Source organism: Alkaliphilus oremlandii OhILAs (genome assembly GCF_000018325.1).
Lineage (GTDB): Bacteria > Bacillota > Clostridia > Peptostreptococcales > Natronincolaceae > Alkaliphilus_B > Alkaliphilus_B oremlandii.
Genome location: NC_009922.1, coordinates 2,499,047 through 2,515,089 on the forward strand (window position 1 = coordinate 2,499,047; position 16,043 = coordinate 2,515,089).

12 protein-coding genes and 1 riboswitch are annotated in these 16,043 nt (G+C 38.1%); of the genes, 2 read left to right on the forward strand and 10 right to left on the reverse strand.

Going from position 1 to position 16,043, the window contains the following annotated elements:
* From bchH to CLOS_RS12120, 3 genes are read right to left on the reverse strand one after another with little or no spacing between them, the layout of a single operon-like run.
* Window positions 1-3,723, reverse strand: coding sequence for a magnesium chelatase subunit H (bchH, locus tag CLOS_RS12110; protein WP_012160168.1), 3,723 nt, complete (start codon window positions 3,721-3,723; stop codon window positions 1-3).
* Window positions 3,724-3,753: 30 nt separating this feature from the next.
* Window positions 3,754-4,749, reverse strand: coding sequence for a FecCD family ABC transporter permease (locus CLOS_RS12115; protein ID WP_049753909.1), 996 nt, complete (start codon window positions 4,747-4,749; stop codon window positions 3,754-3,756).
* Entirely contained in the window at window positions 4,739-5,782 is a 1,044-nt protein-coding gene (locus tag CLOS_RS12120; RefSeq protein WP_012160170.1) for an ABC transporter substrate-binding protein, read from the reverse strand. Before CLOS_RS12120 ends, CLOS_RS12115 begins: the two co-directional genes overlap by 11 nt.
* A 122-nt stretch (window positions 5,783-5,904) precedes the next feature.
* A riboswitch (cobalamin riboswitch) is annotated at window positions 5,905-6,078 on the reverse strand.
* A gap of 194 nt (window positions 6,079-6,272) precedes the next feature.
* Here CLOS_RS12120 and CLOS_RS12125 point away from each other — a divergent pair.
* Complete coding sequence (locus CLOS_RS12125; RefSeq protein WP_041719340.1) at window positions 6,273-6,830, forward strand: rubrerythrin family protein; 558 nt, start codon at window positions 6,273-6,275, stop codon at window positions 6,828-6,830.
* A gap of 55 nt (window positions 6,831-6,885) precedes the next feature.
* Here the strand turns inward: CLOS_RS12125 and CLOS_RS12130 are convergent, their stop codons facing one another.
* Together CLOS_RS12130 and CLOS_RS12135 are read right to left on the reverse strand one after the other, a co-directional pair.
* Complete coding sequence (locus CLOS_RS12130) at window positions 6,886-7,776, reverse strand: phosphatidylserine decarboxylase (protein WP_012160172.1); 891 nt, start codon at window positions 7,774-7,776, stop codon at window positions 6,886-6,888.
* A 60-nt stretch (window positions 7,777-7,836) separates the two neighbouring features.
* The gene (locus CLOS_RS12135) at window positions 7,837-8,280 is read right to left on the reverse strand and encodes a hypothetical protein (RefSeq protein ID WP_012160173.1); all 444 of its coding nucleotides are present in this window, start codon (window positions 8,278-8,280) and stop codon (window positions 7,837-7,839) included.
* Between the two features lie 1,196 nt (window positions 8,281-9,476).
* Here CLOS_RS12135 and CLOS_RS12145 point away from each other — a divergent pair.
* Window positions 9,477-9,743, forward strand: coding sequence for a hypothetical protein (locus CLOS_RS12145; RefSeq protein WP_012160175.1), 267 nt, complete (start codon window positions 9,477-9,479; stop codon window positions 9,741-9,743).
* Between the two features lie 22 nt (window positions 9,744-9,765).
* Here CLOS_RS12145 and aroD read toward each other — a convergent pair whose 3' ends face one another.
* From aroD to asnS, 5 genes are all read right to left on the reverse strand, one after another.
* Window positions 9,766-10,533, reverse strand: coding sequence for a type I 3-dehydroquinate dehydratase (gene aroD / locus CLOS_RS12150; RefSeq protein ID WP_012160176.1), 768 nt, complete (start codon window positions 10,531-10,533; stop codon window positions 9,766-9,768).
* Between the two features lie 26 nt (window positions 10,534-10,559).
* A complete protein-coding gene (locus CLOS_RS12155; protein ID WP_330360294.1) occupies window positions 10,560-11,660 on the reverse strand; it encodes an NAD(P)H-dependent flavin oxidoreductase in 1,101 nt (366 codons plus the stop codon).
* Window positions 11,661-11,664: 4 nt separating this feature from the next.
* Window positions 11,665-12,693, reverse strand: coding sequence for a low-specificity L-threonine aldolase (gene ltaE, locus CLOS_RS12160; protein WP_012160178.1), 1,029 nt, complete (start codon window positions 12,691-12,693; stop codon window positions 11,665-11,667).
* A gap of 30 nt (window positions 12,694-12,723) precedes the next feature.
* Window positions 12,724-14,109 (reverse strand): DEAD/DEAH box helicase, encoded by a 1,386-nt coding sequence (locus tag CLOS_RS12165; RefSeq protein ID WP_012160179.1) that lies wholly within the window; start codon window positions 14,107-14,109, stop codon window positions 12,724-12,726.
* Window positions 14,110-14,428: 319 nt separating this feature from the next.
* Window positions 14,429-15,820: an asparagine--tRNA ligase gene (gene asnS, locus CLOS_RS12170; RefSeq protein WP_012160180.1), complete on the reverse strand. Its 1,392-nt coding sequence runs from the start codon at window positions 15,818-15,820 to the stop codon at window positions 14,429-14,431.
* Between the last annotated feature and the right edge of the window lie 223 nt (window positions 15,821-16,043).

The window sequence follows — 16,043 nt, forward strand, 5'->3', positions numbered from 1 at the left end:
CTATAACTTTTCTTCTATGCTGTCCTCTAAATCTAAATATACTTGCTTTAACTTATCCAATTGCTCCTGTGTCGCATTCCAATAGCCTCTCGCATTGTATTCCATCATTTGCTCCAGTATGTTCATATAAGCATAAGGGTTATTTTCCTGCATTTTTTTGCTGAGGTTTTCATCTTCTACATAACAGCGATGCAGGTCATTATAGATCCATTCTTCAACACTGTTTGTAGTGGCTGCAAGCCCCATAATATTTTCAAATCTTTCCGCTATTTTCTGAACCCCGTGGTATTTGTGCGCCAGCATGCCATCAATCCATTTAGGGTTTAATGCCCTTGTTCTTACACCTCTGCCTATGGATTTCTCTACGCTTTCTGTGAGAACACGCTCTCCAGTAGTATCCGTTATATAGATTCGAACCTTTTTCCCCTTGGCCATTTCTACAGACTTGGCAAGGCCTCCGAAATATTCGTAATAATGGTCTAAGTCTGTCACCTCATATTCGTGGCTGCTTCTTACTTGAGATACGAATTCTACACTTTTCAAATTTTCTTCATAAAGTCCTTCGACTTTTTTCCCATGAAGCCTTTTGGTATAAATATGCTGTACATTCTGAATGAACATCGTTCCGATTTGTTCTTCACTTTCCCAATTCTTCGTCTGGAACAACTTCGTAATTCCTGTGCCGTATCCGCCTTCTTTTGGTCCAAAGATTCTAGCTACAGCCAGTTCCCTTGCCTCCCCATGGTCATATCCTTCATCCACAAGCTTTCGATATAATCCCTTGGCATTGGCTTTAAAGTAGTTCTCTTCGTCGCTTTCATCTAGGTCAAATAGCTTTACAAACAAATCTGACATACTTTCGATGAGGTTTGGAAACATGTCTCTAAAAAATCCACATATATTAATGGTTACATCGATTCTAGGTCTTCCCAGTTCGTAGATTGGTATGATTTCATATTGAGGGTCCCATTCATTTCGTCCCTTAGAAATCCGAACTCCTAAATAAGAAAGAATTTGAGAAAAGGTTTCTCCCTGTGTTCTAGAGGTTTCAATTCCCCACAATACCACTGCCGTAGATACAGGATATGCTCCATTTTCATCTTTATAGTTTTTTAGAGTATTTTCACAGATTCTTTTTCCACGCTGGTAGGCCGTTGTGGTCGGAATCAATCTTGGATCAAATTGGTATAAGTTATATCCCGCAGGCAGGATTTCTGGATTTCGATAGATATCTCCCGCCAGCTTTGCAGGGTTATATTCTCCTGATAAGGTTTTGATTAGGCCTTTGATCTCTTCATTATTTTTAGCATTCATCCATAGTTTTCGTCCATATTCAAGGGTATCCATAAATTGTTCTCCGTTCCCTTTGGTGATAAATTCACACTGAAGTAGTTCGTTTGTATTCATATAATGATCAAAGATGGCATCGGATAGCATATCGATTTCCTGAACGGAGTCATATGCGCTCTGATCCAAAAGCTGTTCTAGATCATGTCCCTTTGCCACAGCTACTAAACTGCGAAGTGCCGTAATTTCTTTATTGCTGTATCTCAATAGACCTCGAATATATTCTCTTGCTTCTTCATCATTAAAGCCTTTGCCAAAGACATGGAGCCCCTTTGGAATTAAGCTGCGATTCATTCTGTATAACTCCGATTCAATGCTGTCAAAATCCTTCGGTAGATTCAGTTTTTCTGCGATCTTATAGATATCCTTCAAGATATCCCCACTGCTTTGAGGAGATAAGGCAAGGGATTGTCTATAGTTACCTACCATTTCCATAAGTCCTGCATACTCTCCATAAAGCTCCCCTGGTACAAAAACAGGCGCCTGATAACCTATGAGATTTGCATGGCTTCTTCTTTTTGCAATGGTGGCTTCAGAAGGATTTCCACAGTAATATAAATACATATGGGGCATATCTCCCAGTAGCTTGTCTGGATAGCAACTGCCGCTCATGCCGCACTCTTTCCCCTTTAAAAATTCCAAGGTTCCATGGGTTCCTACATGGATAATGGCATCTGCACAAAATTCTTCACGTAACCATTGATAAAAGGCAATATATTGGTGATGGGGCAATAGCTCCTTATCATGATATACCTTGTCATTCTCTTCATGGATTCCTCTAGATGGCTGTAATCCGATAAAGATATTTCCATTTATGGTACCGGGAATTAGAAACTCATTCTTCTCATTGGTCATGATCCTTCCGGGAGCATCTCCCCATTGCAGCTTCATCTCTTGAAAATCAGAATTTTTCTTGATTTCCTTCGAGTATTCCTTGGAGGCATATTTGATCATGTCCGACCATTCATCACCGTATTTCCCCGAATTCACGGCTTTTCCAGCAGTAAATATGGCCATCAGCTCTTCCTTGGAAAGAGGAGTTACTTCATAACCTTCATTTTTTAAATGTAGCAATATATTTTCTATGGATGAAAAAGTGTCTAAAAAGGCACCACCCAATAAATTGGCTTCCCCCGGCGGATAGTTATAGCATATGATGGCAATCCTTTTCTCTTTATTTTTCTTTTTTCTGAGAAGAATCTGTTTTTTCACTCGAGCAATGAGTCTTTCTACCCGCTCTTCTATGAGTTCAAGCTCTACCGTTGCAATATTAAACGCTTCATGATATTGAGGCTCCGACATAGCACCGATGGGATAGGTTTCGATACAGCCATCTAGCTCTGGCAGCATTACAGAGATCATCGTTTCCGATGTACTAGAGCCTTGGATTGACGCCTCCCATTCCTTTATAGTCCTTCTCGACATGAAATAAGGGTGCAGGTAAGGAACATTCAGCTCTTTCAGAAGTTCAATCCCCTCTATGTGATTTCCACCGGTTGGACCAGCCCCTAATCGGAAGGACATAAAATTTAATACAATATCTACAGGATTTTCAACGGAACTGAATAAAAGTTTTTTAATTTTTTCTTTATTTTCAGAAAATGCACCTGAAACTGCAATGGGCAGTACATTGGCAAACTCCTCCAGGCGAATTTTAATTTCATCGATACAAAAAGATGTATCTGTAGGATAGGTATGTCCATAAAAAAGGAGCGCTACTGTAGGACGATCTTTATCAAAGGGAAAATCCTTTTGATATTCCTCAAAGCTATCATAAAATTTCATCTCCTTTGGATGGGATAGGGCAGCACCCTCTACGGTCCTAGGCTCTGAAGGCTCCGGCATATTCCCTATGCCTCCGTACTCTCGAAGGATTAAGTAGAGCATGTTGAGCACATTGAACTTATCTGCCACTTTAAAATACTTCATGATTGCCCTATAATTTTTAACATCCTTCATTGACTTCGGCATTTCTTTGCCCATTTTTTCTGCCATACCCATGATTTTTCCCATATTGGCCATATCCGGTCTCATGCCCTGTTGTCCAGAATTTCTCATGCTCTCCCCAGTAAAATCACCTAAACGCAAGTATTCTCTAGCTGAATTTCCGTAGGGAATTACATTTCCTTTGTATCCATCTAAGGCCTTGTAAACAGCCTCCACTACAGAGGATGGACTTCCCATCAAGTCCAAAAATACCAGATGACTACTTTTCATACAATGAATCATTTCCTCTGCCTGCTCAAAGCTGATATCGGATATACCGTAATACAGATGAAGATCTAGAGCAGAAGGATATTGGCTGGATATGCTTTCATTTGCAATCATTAAATTCTTGATTGCCGGTGCCGATACAGTAATTACTGTTATTTTCATTCCTTATCACCTCATCAATGGGTTTTTATTTTACTTTCTTAAAAGATACAAGAAGAAGGGAACGCCCAGTACTGCCATGACAATTCCAACGGGGATCTCAGAGGGGCTGAATATGGTCCGCGCAAAGGTATCGCTGAGCATTACCAATCCTGCACCAAAAAGTGCAGAGGCAGGAAGCATATATTTATAATTACTGCCTACAATCATTCGGATGGTATGGGGTACGATGAGCCCTACAAAGCCCAATAAACCAACTACACTTACGGCACTGGCAGCAAGAATTGCTGCTAATGCTGTAAAACCAAGTCTGGTAGCCTCCACATTTAAGCCGATACCCCTTGCAATTTCGTCTCCTAAAAGTAATATGTTGAGTTTTTGTGCAAAGATCAGTGCTAAAATGGTGCCGCCGATGGTATAGGGCAATATGGTTTGTACCTCTGGCCAGCTTCTGGCAGACAGGCTGCCATTCATAAAGGTCAATGCTCCTTGAACTCTATCACTATATAAAACTAAGGTCCCCGAAATCCCTGCGCCGAACAAGGCAGATACCGCCACCCCTGCCAAAACGATTCGTACAGTTTGAATACCACTCCGCCATGCAAGAGCATAAATAATGAAAGCGGCTAGCATGGCACCGAAAAACGCAGCAATAATTACAAATTGCTGGTACTGCGGAAAAGCAACCAAGATGGCAATTCCGAAAAGCCCTGCACCACTGCTAATGCCGATGATACTTGGATCTGCTAAAGGGTTTCTCATAACTCCCTGTAGAATGGCACCGGAAAGTGCTAGATTAATCCCCACCAGTCCCGCTAATATCATCCTTGGCAATCGGATATTCCATATGACCATTCTTTCAGTGCTACCATCATCCTGCATCATCACTTCTAGAATCCGTTGAATATCAATTTCAATAGTTCCTTTGGAATTCCCGATAAAGAAGCTTCCTATGACAAATACACCTAAAGCTGCTATGAAAGCAATTTTAAACGCCCTACGATCTTTCAGAGCAATTTTACTTTCCATACCATCCATCTACCTCTCCATAAATTTCAGGGTATATACTTCTTGCTACATACTCTATAGCTTCACTATAATAAGGGCCTGAATTAAATAGAAAATGCTCCTGTGGCAGATAAATCACCCGCCCTTCTGTAATAGCTGGTATACTTCTCCATGCTGGATTACTTGCGAAATGTTCTTCCATGGTTTTCTTTGCTGCTTCATTACTAGCAATCATACTGGTGACAAATACATAGTCTGGATTTTCCTGTACAATATATTCGATGTCCAGCGGTGTATTTTCAGAACCAATGGTATCCACTGGCAATCCAGAAGCAATATTTCTAAGCTTTAATACATTCGATACATCCCCTGCAATGCTATTATTCAATTTTACGGATAAAGCATTGGCTGTAACATATAGGATTACTACTGAAGTTTCTTGATCCGGTAGTTTCGAAATGATTTCAGCTTTCTTCTGCTCTAGCTCTGCAATTCTCTTATTTGCTGATTCTTCTGACTTTAGTATTTTCCCAAAGGCGATATAGGTATCTACTACATCCTTGTATGTTTTCACATTGGTAACAATTACATTGAAGCCCATTTCTCTCAGCTTCTTTGCATGGGTTCCCTGTGTTCCATATTGTGCAATAATCAAGTCTGGTTTTTCCGATACAATCCGTTCCATATCAATGGAATAGACAGGCCCTACACTTGGTAAGCTTTTGATTTCCTCTTCATATCCCTCCACCAGCTTCACATTTTCCGATATATCAGAGCTGCATATAGACTTTCCACCCAAGTCATACCAAATACTCAATGGTGTTCCAGAAATAACAGCCACTTTTTCAGGCACTTTTTCCAATACGGTTTCATCCGTTGTCGTATCTTTTATTGTGAGGGGATAATCCGCTCCTATAACTTCTATGGTCCTGCTTATTTCTTCTGTCGTTTTACCTAGAGCATGTCCCTTTGTTTCTTTGCTCTGATTACATCCAAATAAACCTGTAGATACCATAAGCACTAAAGCTAAGCTTATACCTTTCTTTCCCTTCATTGATATCATCCCTTTCATTATAGGTACTCAACATAAAAAATCCCCCTAACAAAATGTCAGGAGGACGATATAAGACGGATTCCATATGCAAGATCCCAACACCCTCTATCGCTCGTAGAGTTCACAGTGCAGAAAATCAGGCAGTATCTGACTTGAGCATGCTTTCTCTGAGAATTTTTCCATCTCTATTGAAAAGCAAAGCCCTTACAGTGGCGGGACCGTGTGGGATTTTCACCCAACTTCCTTTTAATTAGCAAATACAAAGTATCTACTAAACCTAGATTTTAAATATTTTATTGTTTGGTTTATTACTCCATCATTATATCAAATATGAAATTTTTGTCAAATCCTTCTTTCTTACTATTCTATTCATAGTAGTAATATTTTTTGTGTTTAATCCATATGAATGAGGGTAGATATGTTTATGGATAGTATAGGGGTTTGTATTAGACTTCATACTAAAATACATAATATGGGAGGAGATATTACGATGAGTTCAATGACAATATCAAACTTAAAATCTGCCTTTGGTGGAGAAAGTATGGCACATATGCGTTATCTTGCATGGGGTGAGTTTGCAGCAAAAGAAGGATTCCCAAATGTAGGCAATCTATTTATTGCAACCGCATATGCTGAACAAATTCATGCACACAACCATTTTAGAGAGCTGAAAAATGAAGTGGGCGATGCGGATGTTACTGCAGGCGCTGGATTTGGATTAACAACCACATCTGAAAACCTTCAGGGTGCCATCAATGGTGAAAAACATGAAGTAGATCAAATGTACCCAGCTTTTATTGCAGTTGCAGAAATGCAAGGAAACAAAGGTGCATTACGTTCATTTAACTACGCTGTAGAAGCTGAAAAAACCCATATTACATTATTCTCTGCTGCTAAAGATGCTGTAGATAAAGGTGTAGATTACGATCAAAATACAGTGCATGTTTGCACAGTCTGTGGACACACATTGGCTGGAGATTTAACAGATCCCTGTCCAGTATGTAAAGTTGGCGTCAACATGTTTAAAACATTCGTAACAGAAAAATAGAATAGTAAATAAGTAAGGAAGGTTCCTCCAGGACCTTCCTTGCTTATTTACTATTTTATATTCGCCCAATTCCTTCCCCCATATGGACTTTAGTTTCTATATGTTTTTCTGTATTCTCTATAAGATCCCGATCTATTTTCACTGCACCCTTCTTTAAAAATAAAATGACAGTGGAGCCCCCAAACTTAAAATATCCCTTTTCTTCTCCCTTTTCCACACTTTGACCTTCCTTATAGGTTTGAACGATGGACCCAACACAGGTAGCCCCTACTTCCATCAATACCATCTGCCCAAAGTTGTTGGACTGGAATAATGAAATCTCTCTTTTATTTTGACAATATATCTGTGCTATTTTTTTTAGTGCAATGGGATTCACAGAATAATAATTTCCTTCAATTTTTTTTGTGTAGTTAACTACACCACCATCAGGAAAATGAAATCTATGGTAATCTGCTGGACATAGTCGAATCACCATACATACACCGCCATCATACTCTCTCGCCAGCTCATTGTTTTGAAACAAATCCATCAGCCGATAGGTGGACCCTTTTACCTGAACCACTTTATTCATGTCAATATGCTCATACGCAAAAACCCTGCCATCTGCTGGAGAAATTAGAACCTCTGGATCTTTTGTAATGGGTCTACTTTCTTTTCTCAGCGTACGTGCAAAAAAATCGTTAAAATTTTTGTATTCTTCCGGATTCCGTCGCTCTGCTTCATCCATATCAATCTGCAGCTCTTTAATGAATCTTGAGATTTTTCTCTTACTAGAGGATGTGTCTTGCAGTCTTCCATAAACCGATGAAAATATTTTCTTTTTTGCGATCAACTCTAAAATTGAATTCCCTGAGGCTGTACCATACATCCACTTTAGATATCGATCTCCAGCAACGATTTCTTCTTTTCTTTCCCCTGTTTTTCTGTCAATATAGTACAACTTCATATCCAACCATCCTTTTTACCACAATTTTTGATTCATGATCTCAACTATTATACCCGTTTTCTAGTAAAATGCAAAGTGCCACCTTTTAAAATGGGCAATTACAAACTCACTGGTATAAATCTGCTCTGTTTCGGGATCTACAATATAAGTGTATTTTATATTTTTAAGGTCTTCCATAGCATTTGTATCGATATAATATAGCTCCCTATTTAGACGCCACTTATTCTCAACAAAAAATTGTTTTAAATCTTTTTCATTATCCCAATGAATCCTATGACCTAAAGGATATTCATTATTTTCAGCTCTGTAGCTTTCAACAACCTCCACTACGAAGTCAAATTCCGCCTTATATTTTCCATACTGATATTCCTCATATCGAATATAGAGATATGGAGAGAATCCAGCAATTATAACGAAAATAAGCCCTATTACTGCTTTTTTATAAGTGGCTTCCTTCCTCTCCACAACGAATAACCCCTCTAACTTTTCAAATAATATTCTCATAGCCAATGACCTCCCTATTATCCCAACCCTTAGGTATTTATTTTATTATAGTTTATAATCATGGGTATTCACAAGGTCAATATATTTATAAAAGAATCTCTTTCTCCCTTGAACTGCTGTTGAAATATTATAAAACCATGTTATCGCAAGCCCACCACCTATGTAATTAAAGATCGATTTCATTCCTTCCAAAAGATATTCTTGATTAGCGCTCTTAAAAAGCTGAGTATACCCAACATTGATGTGTGAAAATGAAATATTAAGATATTGGCTATCATATGCAATTTCATTTTCAACAAATCTGGCTTCTCCAAAATCTACCGATAGAATATCTGTATTTGAATATATTAAATCATGGTATAACAGAAAAAGAATCCATAGTTCACTAAATTATTTGACTTCCTAAGCAGTACATAGTGCTGCTTAAATGGAGCAAAAAAAGAGAACAAATAATAACTGCAAGAAAAAAATCTTGCAGTTATTATTTGCGCTTTTTTAATAGATTTAATAAGTAAATCTTTCTAATAGAACAGAAAATAACAAGAATAGAAAAAACAAATACAACTATAACAAGTAGCCAATATGAACTAAATTCATTTAAAATAGAATGTAGTATAAACTGCTTATAAGAAAGATCCTCCATTCCAAATCCACGTTTTGCTGTTACGATACTGGTAGCAATAATTAAAAGAGCAGAAATACTTCCTAAAATAAATATGCAATATGTTTTAAATGGGTTATTATTCACTATCATTCTCCTTTGGTGTTCGCATTAGAGAATTATACGCACTGGTACTAACAGATTTTTAAATGTTAATTGATATAATTATACCATATACCCCCAATATACGTGTATTTTTCTATTACACTAAGAGAACTAATTATATATTACCCCTTTAGATTATATGCTTTAGATGGAGATTAGTTGCACTTTTACAAGAACCAGAATACTAAGATTTTATATGTCTAATTATCATCACCTGAAGCTGGTGTGGTTATTGAGTTCGATATCTATAGATGGAACTTCTGGTGTATCTATTGGATTTGGCACGTCACGTGAAGATTATGGTGATGGAATTTATCGTATAATACGATAATAAAGTTTTATAAAGAGCACTTGTATGAAAGTTTTTAAATAATACAAGTGTTTCTCATATTTCTTACATATACTATAATTATAATCAGGAGGTGCAACCATGAAAGAATCTGGCATCGAATTAATGTTTTCTATCATAATCGGTTGTATCGGAATCTATGCAACCATGTTTCTATCTACAACCATAGGTCCATCTTTAGCTGGTGAAGAAGTCTATGGTGTTTTTCTTTTTGCTATCAGTTTTTTAACTGGTGTCATTATCGGATGTTCTACTTTAATCATCCTCAAGTTAAATCGGCTTAAATGGGAAAATATGGAGCAATACTTTGAATCTAGTAAAAAGGGCCTCTCAGACCTAGACTCATGATCTATTTTGAGAGAGCCCTACCCTATATGGTATGCTTATGTATGAACTGCACAATATTTTTGACATCTTCCACTGACAACTGTCCCGGCGCCGAAGTTTTCTTAGCCGTTGCAAAGGTTATATCAGAACCAAATATCTCACCTGCGAACCTGGTAATCATCCCCTTCTTTCCCATGGCAATGGCGATTAAAGGTATTTTCAGATAGTCTTCCTTCAGGATACGAGTTGCATCTAAAACCGTAATTACATCTTCTGTATCATTTGCCATCACTGCTATTTTAACAATGTCGGCACCCAGCTGAGCTGCTCTATTCATCCTCGATAAAATTTCGTCTTTTGATGGTGTTTGTTGAAAGTCGTGGTTTGAAATTATCACCTTAGCACCATTCTTATGAGCTAAATTAATTAAGGATTCGATTTCATCCTTATCATGGAATAGCTCAATGTCTAAAATATCAAGGTTCTTTGTTTCAAGAACTCTTCGATTTATTTCAAAATAAAGTGCCTCACAGACTTCTCGCTTTCCGCCTTCTTTCAGGCTGCGAAGCGTAAATATCATTGGTTTATCTCCTAAATTTTCCTCGATGATCTCCATGGCCAATTTTATACAGTCCATGTCTTCAACGAATTGAAAGAAGTCTGCTCGCCACTCTACAATATCAAAATCAAAAGTGCTTAAAAGTTCAGCTTCTTCCTTAATTTCTTCCAAGGTTTCTCCTAGGATGGGAATACAAATCTTCGGCATCCCTTCCCCTATGGTAATGTCTTTTACTTTTACTACCTTTTTCATCTGAACATCCTCTTTTTCAATTCGATCTAACCCATAGCAATTTCAGCTTCTGCGATCAATTCCTGAATTAATTCCTTTACAGTGGTAATCTTCTCTACTTTATAGGCATTACTTCCTGCAAATATTAATCCTTCATCCATCTGACCCTTTACAGCTTTTATTAAAGCAGTGGATATACAGTAGGGCGTTTCTTTGGGATTACAAGGCTGTAGGCAATTGTAGCATTTTGTCACTGGCACTCTGTCGACTTCCACTCTTTCCATTAGATTATTTCGAATGGCTCTTCCAGGCATACCGACAGGACTTTTTACAATTTGTATATCTGCCTCTTTTGAATCCACATAGGCCTGTTTAAAATTAACATGAGCATCGCATTCCTCAGTAGCTACAAATCGAGTTCCCATCTGCACACCGGAAGCACCCAATGCTATATATTCAGCAATATCTTTTCCACTGAATATGCCCCCTGCTGCTATAACCGGTATATTTCGACCGTACTTTTCTTCGAAAGGCTTCATGGCTTCTATAACTTCCTTGACTCTTTCTTTTAAGCTTGGCTTGTCTTCAGCATTTAATTCTTCCAAGGAAAAGCCTAAATGGCCGCCTGCATCCGGTCCTTCTACAATAATAAGATCCGGTATATAGGAGAATCTTCGATCCCAAAGCTTTGTAATTAAGGTTGCCGCCTTTCCAGAAGAAACAATGGGTGCTATTTTAGTTTTAGACCCTTTAATGAATTCTGGTAGATCCTTCGGAAGACCAGCACCAGAAACAATTAAATCTATTTTTTCTTCAACAGCTGCCATTACCATTTCTTTATAGTTATTGATAGCGGTCAATAGGTTCACGCCTAGTATACCCTTGGGACTGAGCGCCCTTGCCTTCTGTATTTCTTTTTTTAATGCTCTTATATTGGCCTCTCCATTGTTTCTTTCAAAATCTTCTTCTCTATATCCAATTTGCACCCCAGATATTATCCCGATACCACCTTCATTTGCTACAGCAGCAGCTAATTTTGAAAGGGATACACCGACACCCATTGCACCTTGAATGATGGGAACAGAAGCTACCAAGTCTCCAAACCTTAAAGCAGGTAATTTCATCTGATCGACTCCTTTTAAGTTCATCTTTTTAATTGGACAATACTTCCTTTAAAGTATCTACAATATAAGATATATCCTCTTCCGTTATCCAGTAATGGGTTACAAAACGTAACAGACCATTCTCTGGTGGATTTATCTTTATTCCCTTACTATATAATATTTCTTCAAGATTTTCCACATTCTTATGCGGTACACGGATGTTAAAATAAACCATATTGATGTGGATATCTTCAAAATTAACTTCAATTCCAGGGATGGTACTTAGTTTCTCACCTAGTAAAATAGCGTTTTTATGATCTTTATCCAGCCTTTGGGTCATTTCTTTCAGCGCTACGAGACCTGCTGCACCTAAAATTCCAGCTTGCCTTAAACCGCCCCCCATTAGCTTTCTTCCTTTTCTCGCCTTATCTATAAACTGCTTCGTTCCTGCTAATATAGATCCTACTGGTGCACATAGTCCCTTAGACAGACAGAACATGACAGAATCACAGTTTTCAGTCACTTCCTTCACATCCACATTCAAATAAGTGGCCGCATTGAATACTCTAGCGCCGTCTAAATGGACAGGAATCTTGTTTTGTTGCCCAATTTTATAGATTGCCCTCATATTCTCAAGAGGAATAACTCTTCCGTTGGAATGCGCATTTTCAACACAGATTAAACCCGTTTCTGGATAATGAAGATCTTCTTCTCTAATTTTACTTTGGATCTCCTCGGGATTTAAAATACCTCGATCACTTTGAAGGGTTCGTAGTTGAACACCTGCAATCACAGAGGCTGCTCCTACCTCGTGTGCAACGATATGACAGTCATCCCCTAGAATAACTTCATCGCCCCTTTTGCAATGAGTAAGCAATGCCAGTTGATTCCCAAAGGTGCCACTGGGTACAAATAAAGCAGCTTCTTTTCCCACTAATTTTGCTGCATATTCTTCCAGCTCCAAAACCGTTGGATCATCGCCGTATACATCATCGCCAACAACGGCTTTAAACATTTCCGCTCTCATTTTATCCGTTGGCATCGTTACAGTATCACTTCTTAAATCGATGTACTTCATTTAAATCTCCCCTTTTATTGTAATATCAAATTACCTGTTTCCTCTTCTTGAGCTACCCTTTCTCGAATTAGGTCCAGCATTTTCTCTACCTTTACCATAATTCCCACTTCTATTGCCTTTGCTGTCGTTCTTATCATTTTTATTGCTGTCATATCTCTTACTTTCTGTTTTTCTACCCTTGGCAGAGTTTTTATCCCCATTTTTTCTTTGATTGTCTTTAAATTTATTATCCTTATTTTTTCTCTCTTCCCTTTTCTTTGCTTCTCTTTCAAAGGTCTCTTCTATGGACTCAACTCTTCCCTCTGGCTTAAATGTAATTTTTACAATCTTCTGATTGATCCCTCTCTCGATCATAGCTAAAGAATCTCGATCCTTTGGTGCCGCAAAGGTAATGGCCATACCTTTATCTCCTGCACGACCGGTTCTACCGATACGATGGATATAACCCTCTACATCCTGAGGGATATCATAGTTGAATACATGAGTGATCCCTTCAACGTCAATTCCTCTTGCTGCAACATCTGTAGCTACTAATATCTGTAGTTTGGCATTCCTAAACTCTTTCATGACCTTTTCTCTCTTTGCCTGAGTCATATCCCCGTGAAGCTCATCACAGGAGAAGCCCTTTTCTATTAACGCATCGCTCAGTGTCTTCACTCTACGCTTTGTACGGCAAAAAACAATGGCTAGGAAAGGATTTTCCTGTTTGATCATATGCATTAAAGCTTCTTGTTTATGTCGATCCGTAGTCTCTACTACAAGCTGTTTGATCTCATCCAATGTAACCTTATTGCTATGAATTCGTATTTCTACGGGATTTTTCATATATCGATTGGTTAAAGCTCTGATTCCTTTCGGGATCGTAGCAGAATAAAGCATCAGTTGTCTATTTTGTGGCGTCTTTTTAATAATATACTCTACCTCTTCTAAAAATCCCATGGTTAGCATTTGATCGGCTTCATCTAAAACCAGCTGATTCACTGCCTTTAAGTGCATGGTTCCTCTTCTTAAATGATCTAATAATCTACCTGGTGTAGCGATGACAACATGCATTCCACCCTTTAGTTTATGAATCTGTTTTTCTACGTCCTGCCCACCATAAACAGCAAGAACGTTAACATCCAATCCCTTCGCTATTTTTTTAGCCTCTGTCGTAATTTGAAGGGCTAATTCTCTTGTAGGTGCAAGGATTAAAGCCTGTACATCTTTTTGATTCTTATTGATCTTTTGTAGGATTGGCAGCATGAAAGCAAATGTTTTTCCCGTACCGGTCTGTGCCTGCGCAATAATATCTTTTCCCTGTAGCGCAACTGGGATGGATTCTCTTTGGATCGGCGTCGGCTCTACAATCCCCTCTGCCCTTAGGGGCTCTACTATTTCTTCTATAATTCCTAAATTTAAAAACTCTGATTTCATTCTTTAATCTCCTCTGATTTTATTTTGAGCACTTGAAATTTTAAGCCAAGCTTAAAATTCAGTACGACATAAAGTTTGTGAGCATAAGCCAGCAAATTTTATTTTATCGCATATTCCGCATTAACTGTAGAATAGTCAATTTTCCGTTAAAATATGTCTTTCTCTTTTATTTTTTAAATCAATATAACCAATATTTGATCATATAGATTACAAAAATTATAACATATGTAGGATAAGCATCCTACATAATTTTTCCCATAAGTGAAGCCATTGAATTCATCAATGGCCTCGTTCCATATCTGCTTTAAAGTTGTATGCCTTAAAATTCTGCTGATTTTGGTGTTCTTGGGAAGGATATTACGTCTCTGATATTGGACATTCCTGTTAAATACATAATCGCTCTTTCAAAGCCTAGTCCGTATCCAGCATGTCTTGCGCTACCATATTTTCTAAGCTCTAAGTACCACCAGTACTCTTCTTTGTCCAGACCCATGGCATCCATTCTCTCTTCTAATAGCGCTAAATTATCTTCTCTTTGGCTTCCACCAATAATTTCTCCAATACCAGGTACTAGTAGGTCCATAGCTGCAACGGTTTTTCCATCTTCATTCAGCTTCATATAGAAAGCTTTAATATCTTTTGGATAGTCCGTTACAAATACAGGTTTTTTAAATACCTTTTCAGTTAGATATCTTTCATGCTCTGTTTGTAAATCGGTACCCCACGCTACAGGGTATTCGAAGGTTTCACCAGATTTCTGTAAGATTTCGATTGCCTCTGTATAGGTTACCCTGCCAAAGTCAGAAGTTGCTACATTGTTTAATCGATCCAACAATCCTTTATCAACGAAGCTATTGAAGAACTCCATTTCCTCAGGTGCATTTTCCATGACATAGTTAATAATGTATTTTAGCATTTCTTCTGCTAATTCCATGTTATCCTGTAAGTCCGCAAAGGCGATCTCAGGTTCAATCATCCAAAACTCTGAAGCATGTCGCGCTGTATGAGAGTTTTCTGCTCTAAAAGTTGGTCCGAAAGTATAGATGTTTCTAAAAGCCAGTGCATAGGCTTCTCCTTGTAATTGTCCACTAACGGTTAAGCTGGTTTCCTTACCAAAGAAGTCCTTTGTAAAGTCAACCTCACCAGCTTCGTTCAGCCCAGGGTTTTTAGGATCTAAGGTTGTAATTCTAAACATTTCACCAGCACCTTCTGCATCGCTGCCAGTGATGATCGGTGTATGGGTGTAAACAAAGCCTCTCTCCTGGAAAAATTGGTGAATTGCAAAAGCAGCTAAAGAACGTACCCTAAAAACTGCAGAAAAAGTATTACTTCTCGGTCTTAAGTGAGCGATCTCTCTTAAAAATTCAAAGGTATGTCTTTTCTTTTGCAGTGGATAATCACTATCAGATTCTCCCTCGACTTCGATGCTGGTTGCCTTAATCTCAAAAGGTTGCTTCGCATCCGGTGTGATCTCCAATTTTCCTTTGACTATAATCGCTGTACTGATAGAAAGTTTGGATACTTCCGCAAAATTTTCTAGTCCTTCCTCAAATACAACTTGAATATTCTTGAAGAAGCTCCCGTCGTTGACTTCAATGAAACCGAATGCTTTGGATGCCCTTAAAGTTCTAATCCAGCCTTCAATTACAATTTCTTGGCCTGCATACTTCTCTGTGTTTCTATAAATGTCTTTCACTAGTATAGATTTCATATGTTTTCCTCCTTGTCTAGATTCTATTTTATGGCTATAAACTCAATTTCTTTGAAAATTGAATACTGCTTTTAGTTTGTTGGGTTCAGTATTTCGCAGTCTCGCAACTCAAATTTGTTCATTCCCTTCAGTCGTGCAAATTTGATGCTCGTTGCATTTGACCTACCATCCATTTATTGCTCCTTTGGTCGCATAAATTGGGTTAGGTCATAAAAAAAAGCCA

Bases quoted from the DNA above. Each gene is read 5' to 3' on its own strand.
- aroD (WP_012160176.1), bottom strand. From the start codon at position 10,533: ATGAAAAAGGTAGTAAAAGTAAAAGACATTACCATAGGGGAAGGGATG.
- CLOS_RS12155 (WP_330360294.1), bottom strand. From the start codon at position 11,660: ATGAACTTAAAAGGAGTCGATCAGATGAAATTACCTGCTTTAAGGTTT.
- asnS (WP_012160180.1), bottom strand. From the start codon at position 15,820: ATGAAATCTATACTAGTGAAAGACATTTATAGAAACACAGAGAAGTAT.
- CLOS_RS12145 (WP_012160175.1), top strand. From the start codon at position 9,477: ATGAAAGAATCTGGCATCGAATTAATGTTTTCTATCATAATCGGTTGT.
- CLOS_RS12125 (WP_041719340.1), top strand. From the start codon at position 6,273: ATGAGTTCAATGACAATATCAAACTTAAAATCTGCCTTTGGTGGAGAA.
- ltaE (WP_012160178.1), bottom strand. From the start codon at position 12,693: ATGAAGTACATCGATTTAAGAAGTGATACTGTAACGATGCCAACGGAT.
- CLOS_RS12130 (WP_012160172.1), bottom strand. From the start codon at position 7,776: ATGAAGTTGTACTATATTGACAGAAAAACAGGGGAAAGAAAAGAAGAA.
- bchH (WP_012160168.1), bottom strand. From the start codon at position 3,723: ATGAAAATAACAGTAATTACTGTATCGGCACCGGCAATCAAGAATTTA.
- CLOS_RS12135 (WP_012160173.1), bottom strand. From the start codon at position 8,280: ATGAGAATATTATTTGAAAAGTTAGAGGGGTTATTCGTTGTGGAGAGG.
- CLOS_RS12115 (WP_049753909.1), bottom strand. From the start codon at position 4,749: ATGGAAAGTAAAATTGCTCTGAAAGATCGTAGGGCGTTTAAAATTGCT.
- CLOS_RS12165 (WP_012160179.1), bottom strand. From the start codon at position 14,109: ATGAAATCAGAGTTTTTAAATTTAGGAATTATAGAAGAAATAGTAGAG.
- CLOS_RS12120 (WP_012160170.1), bottom strand. From the start codon at position 5,782: ATGAAGGGAAAGAAAGGTATAAGCTTAGCTTTAGTGCTTATGGTATCT.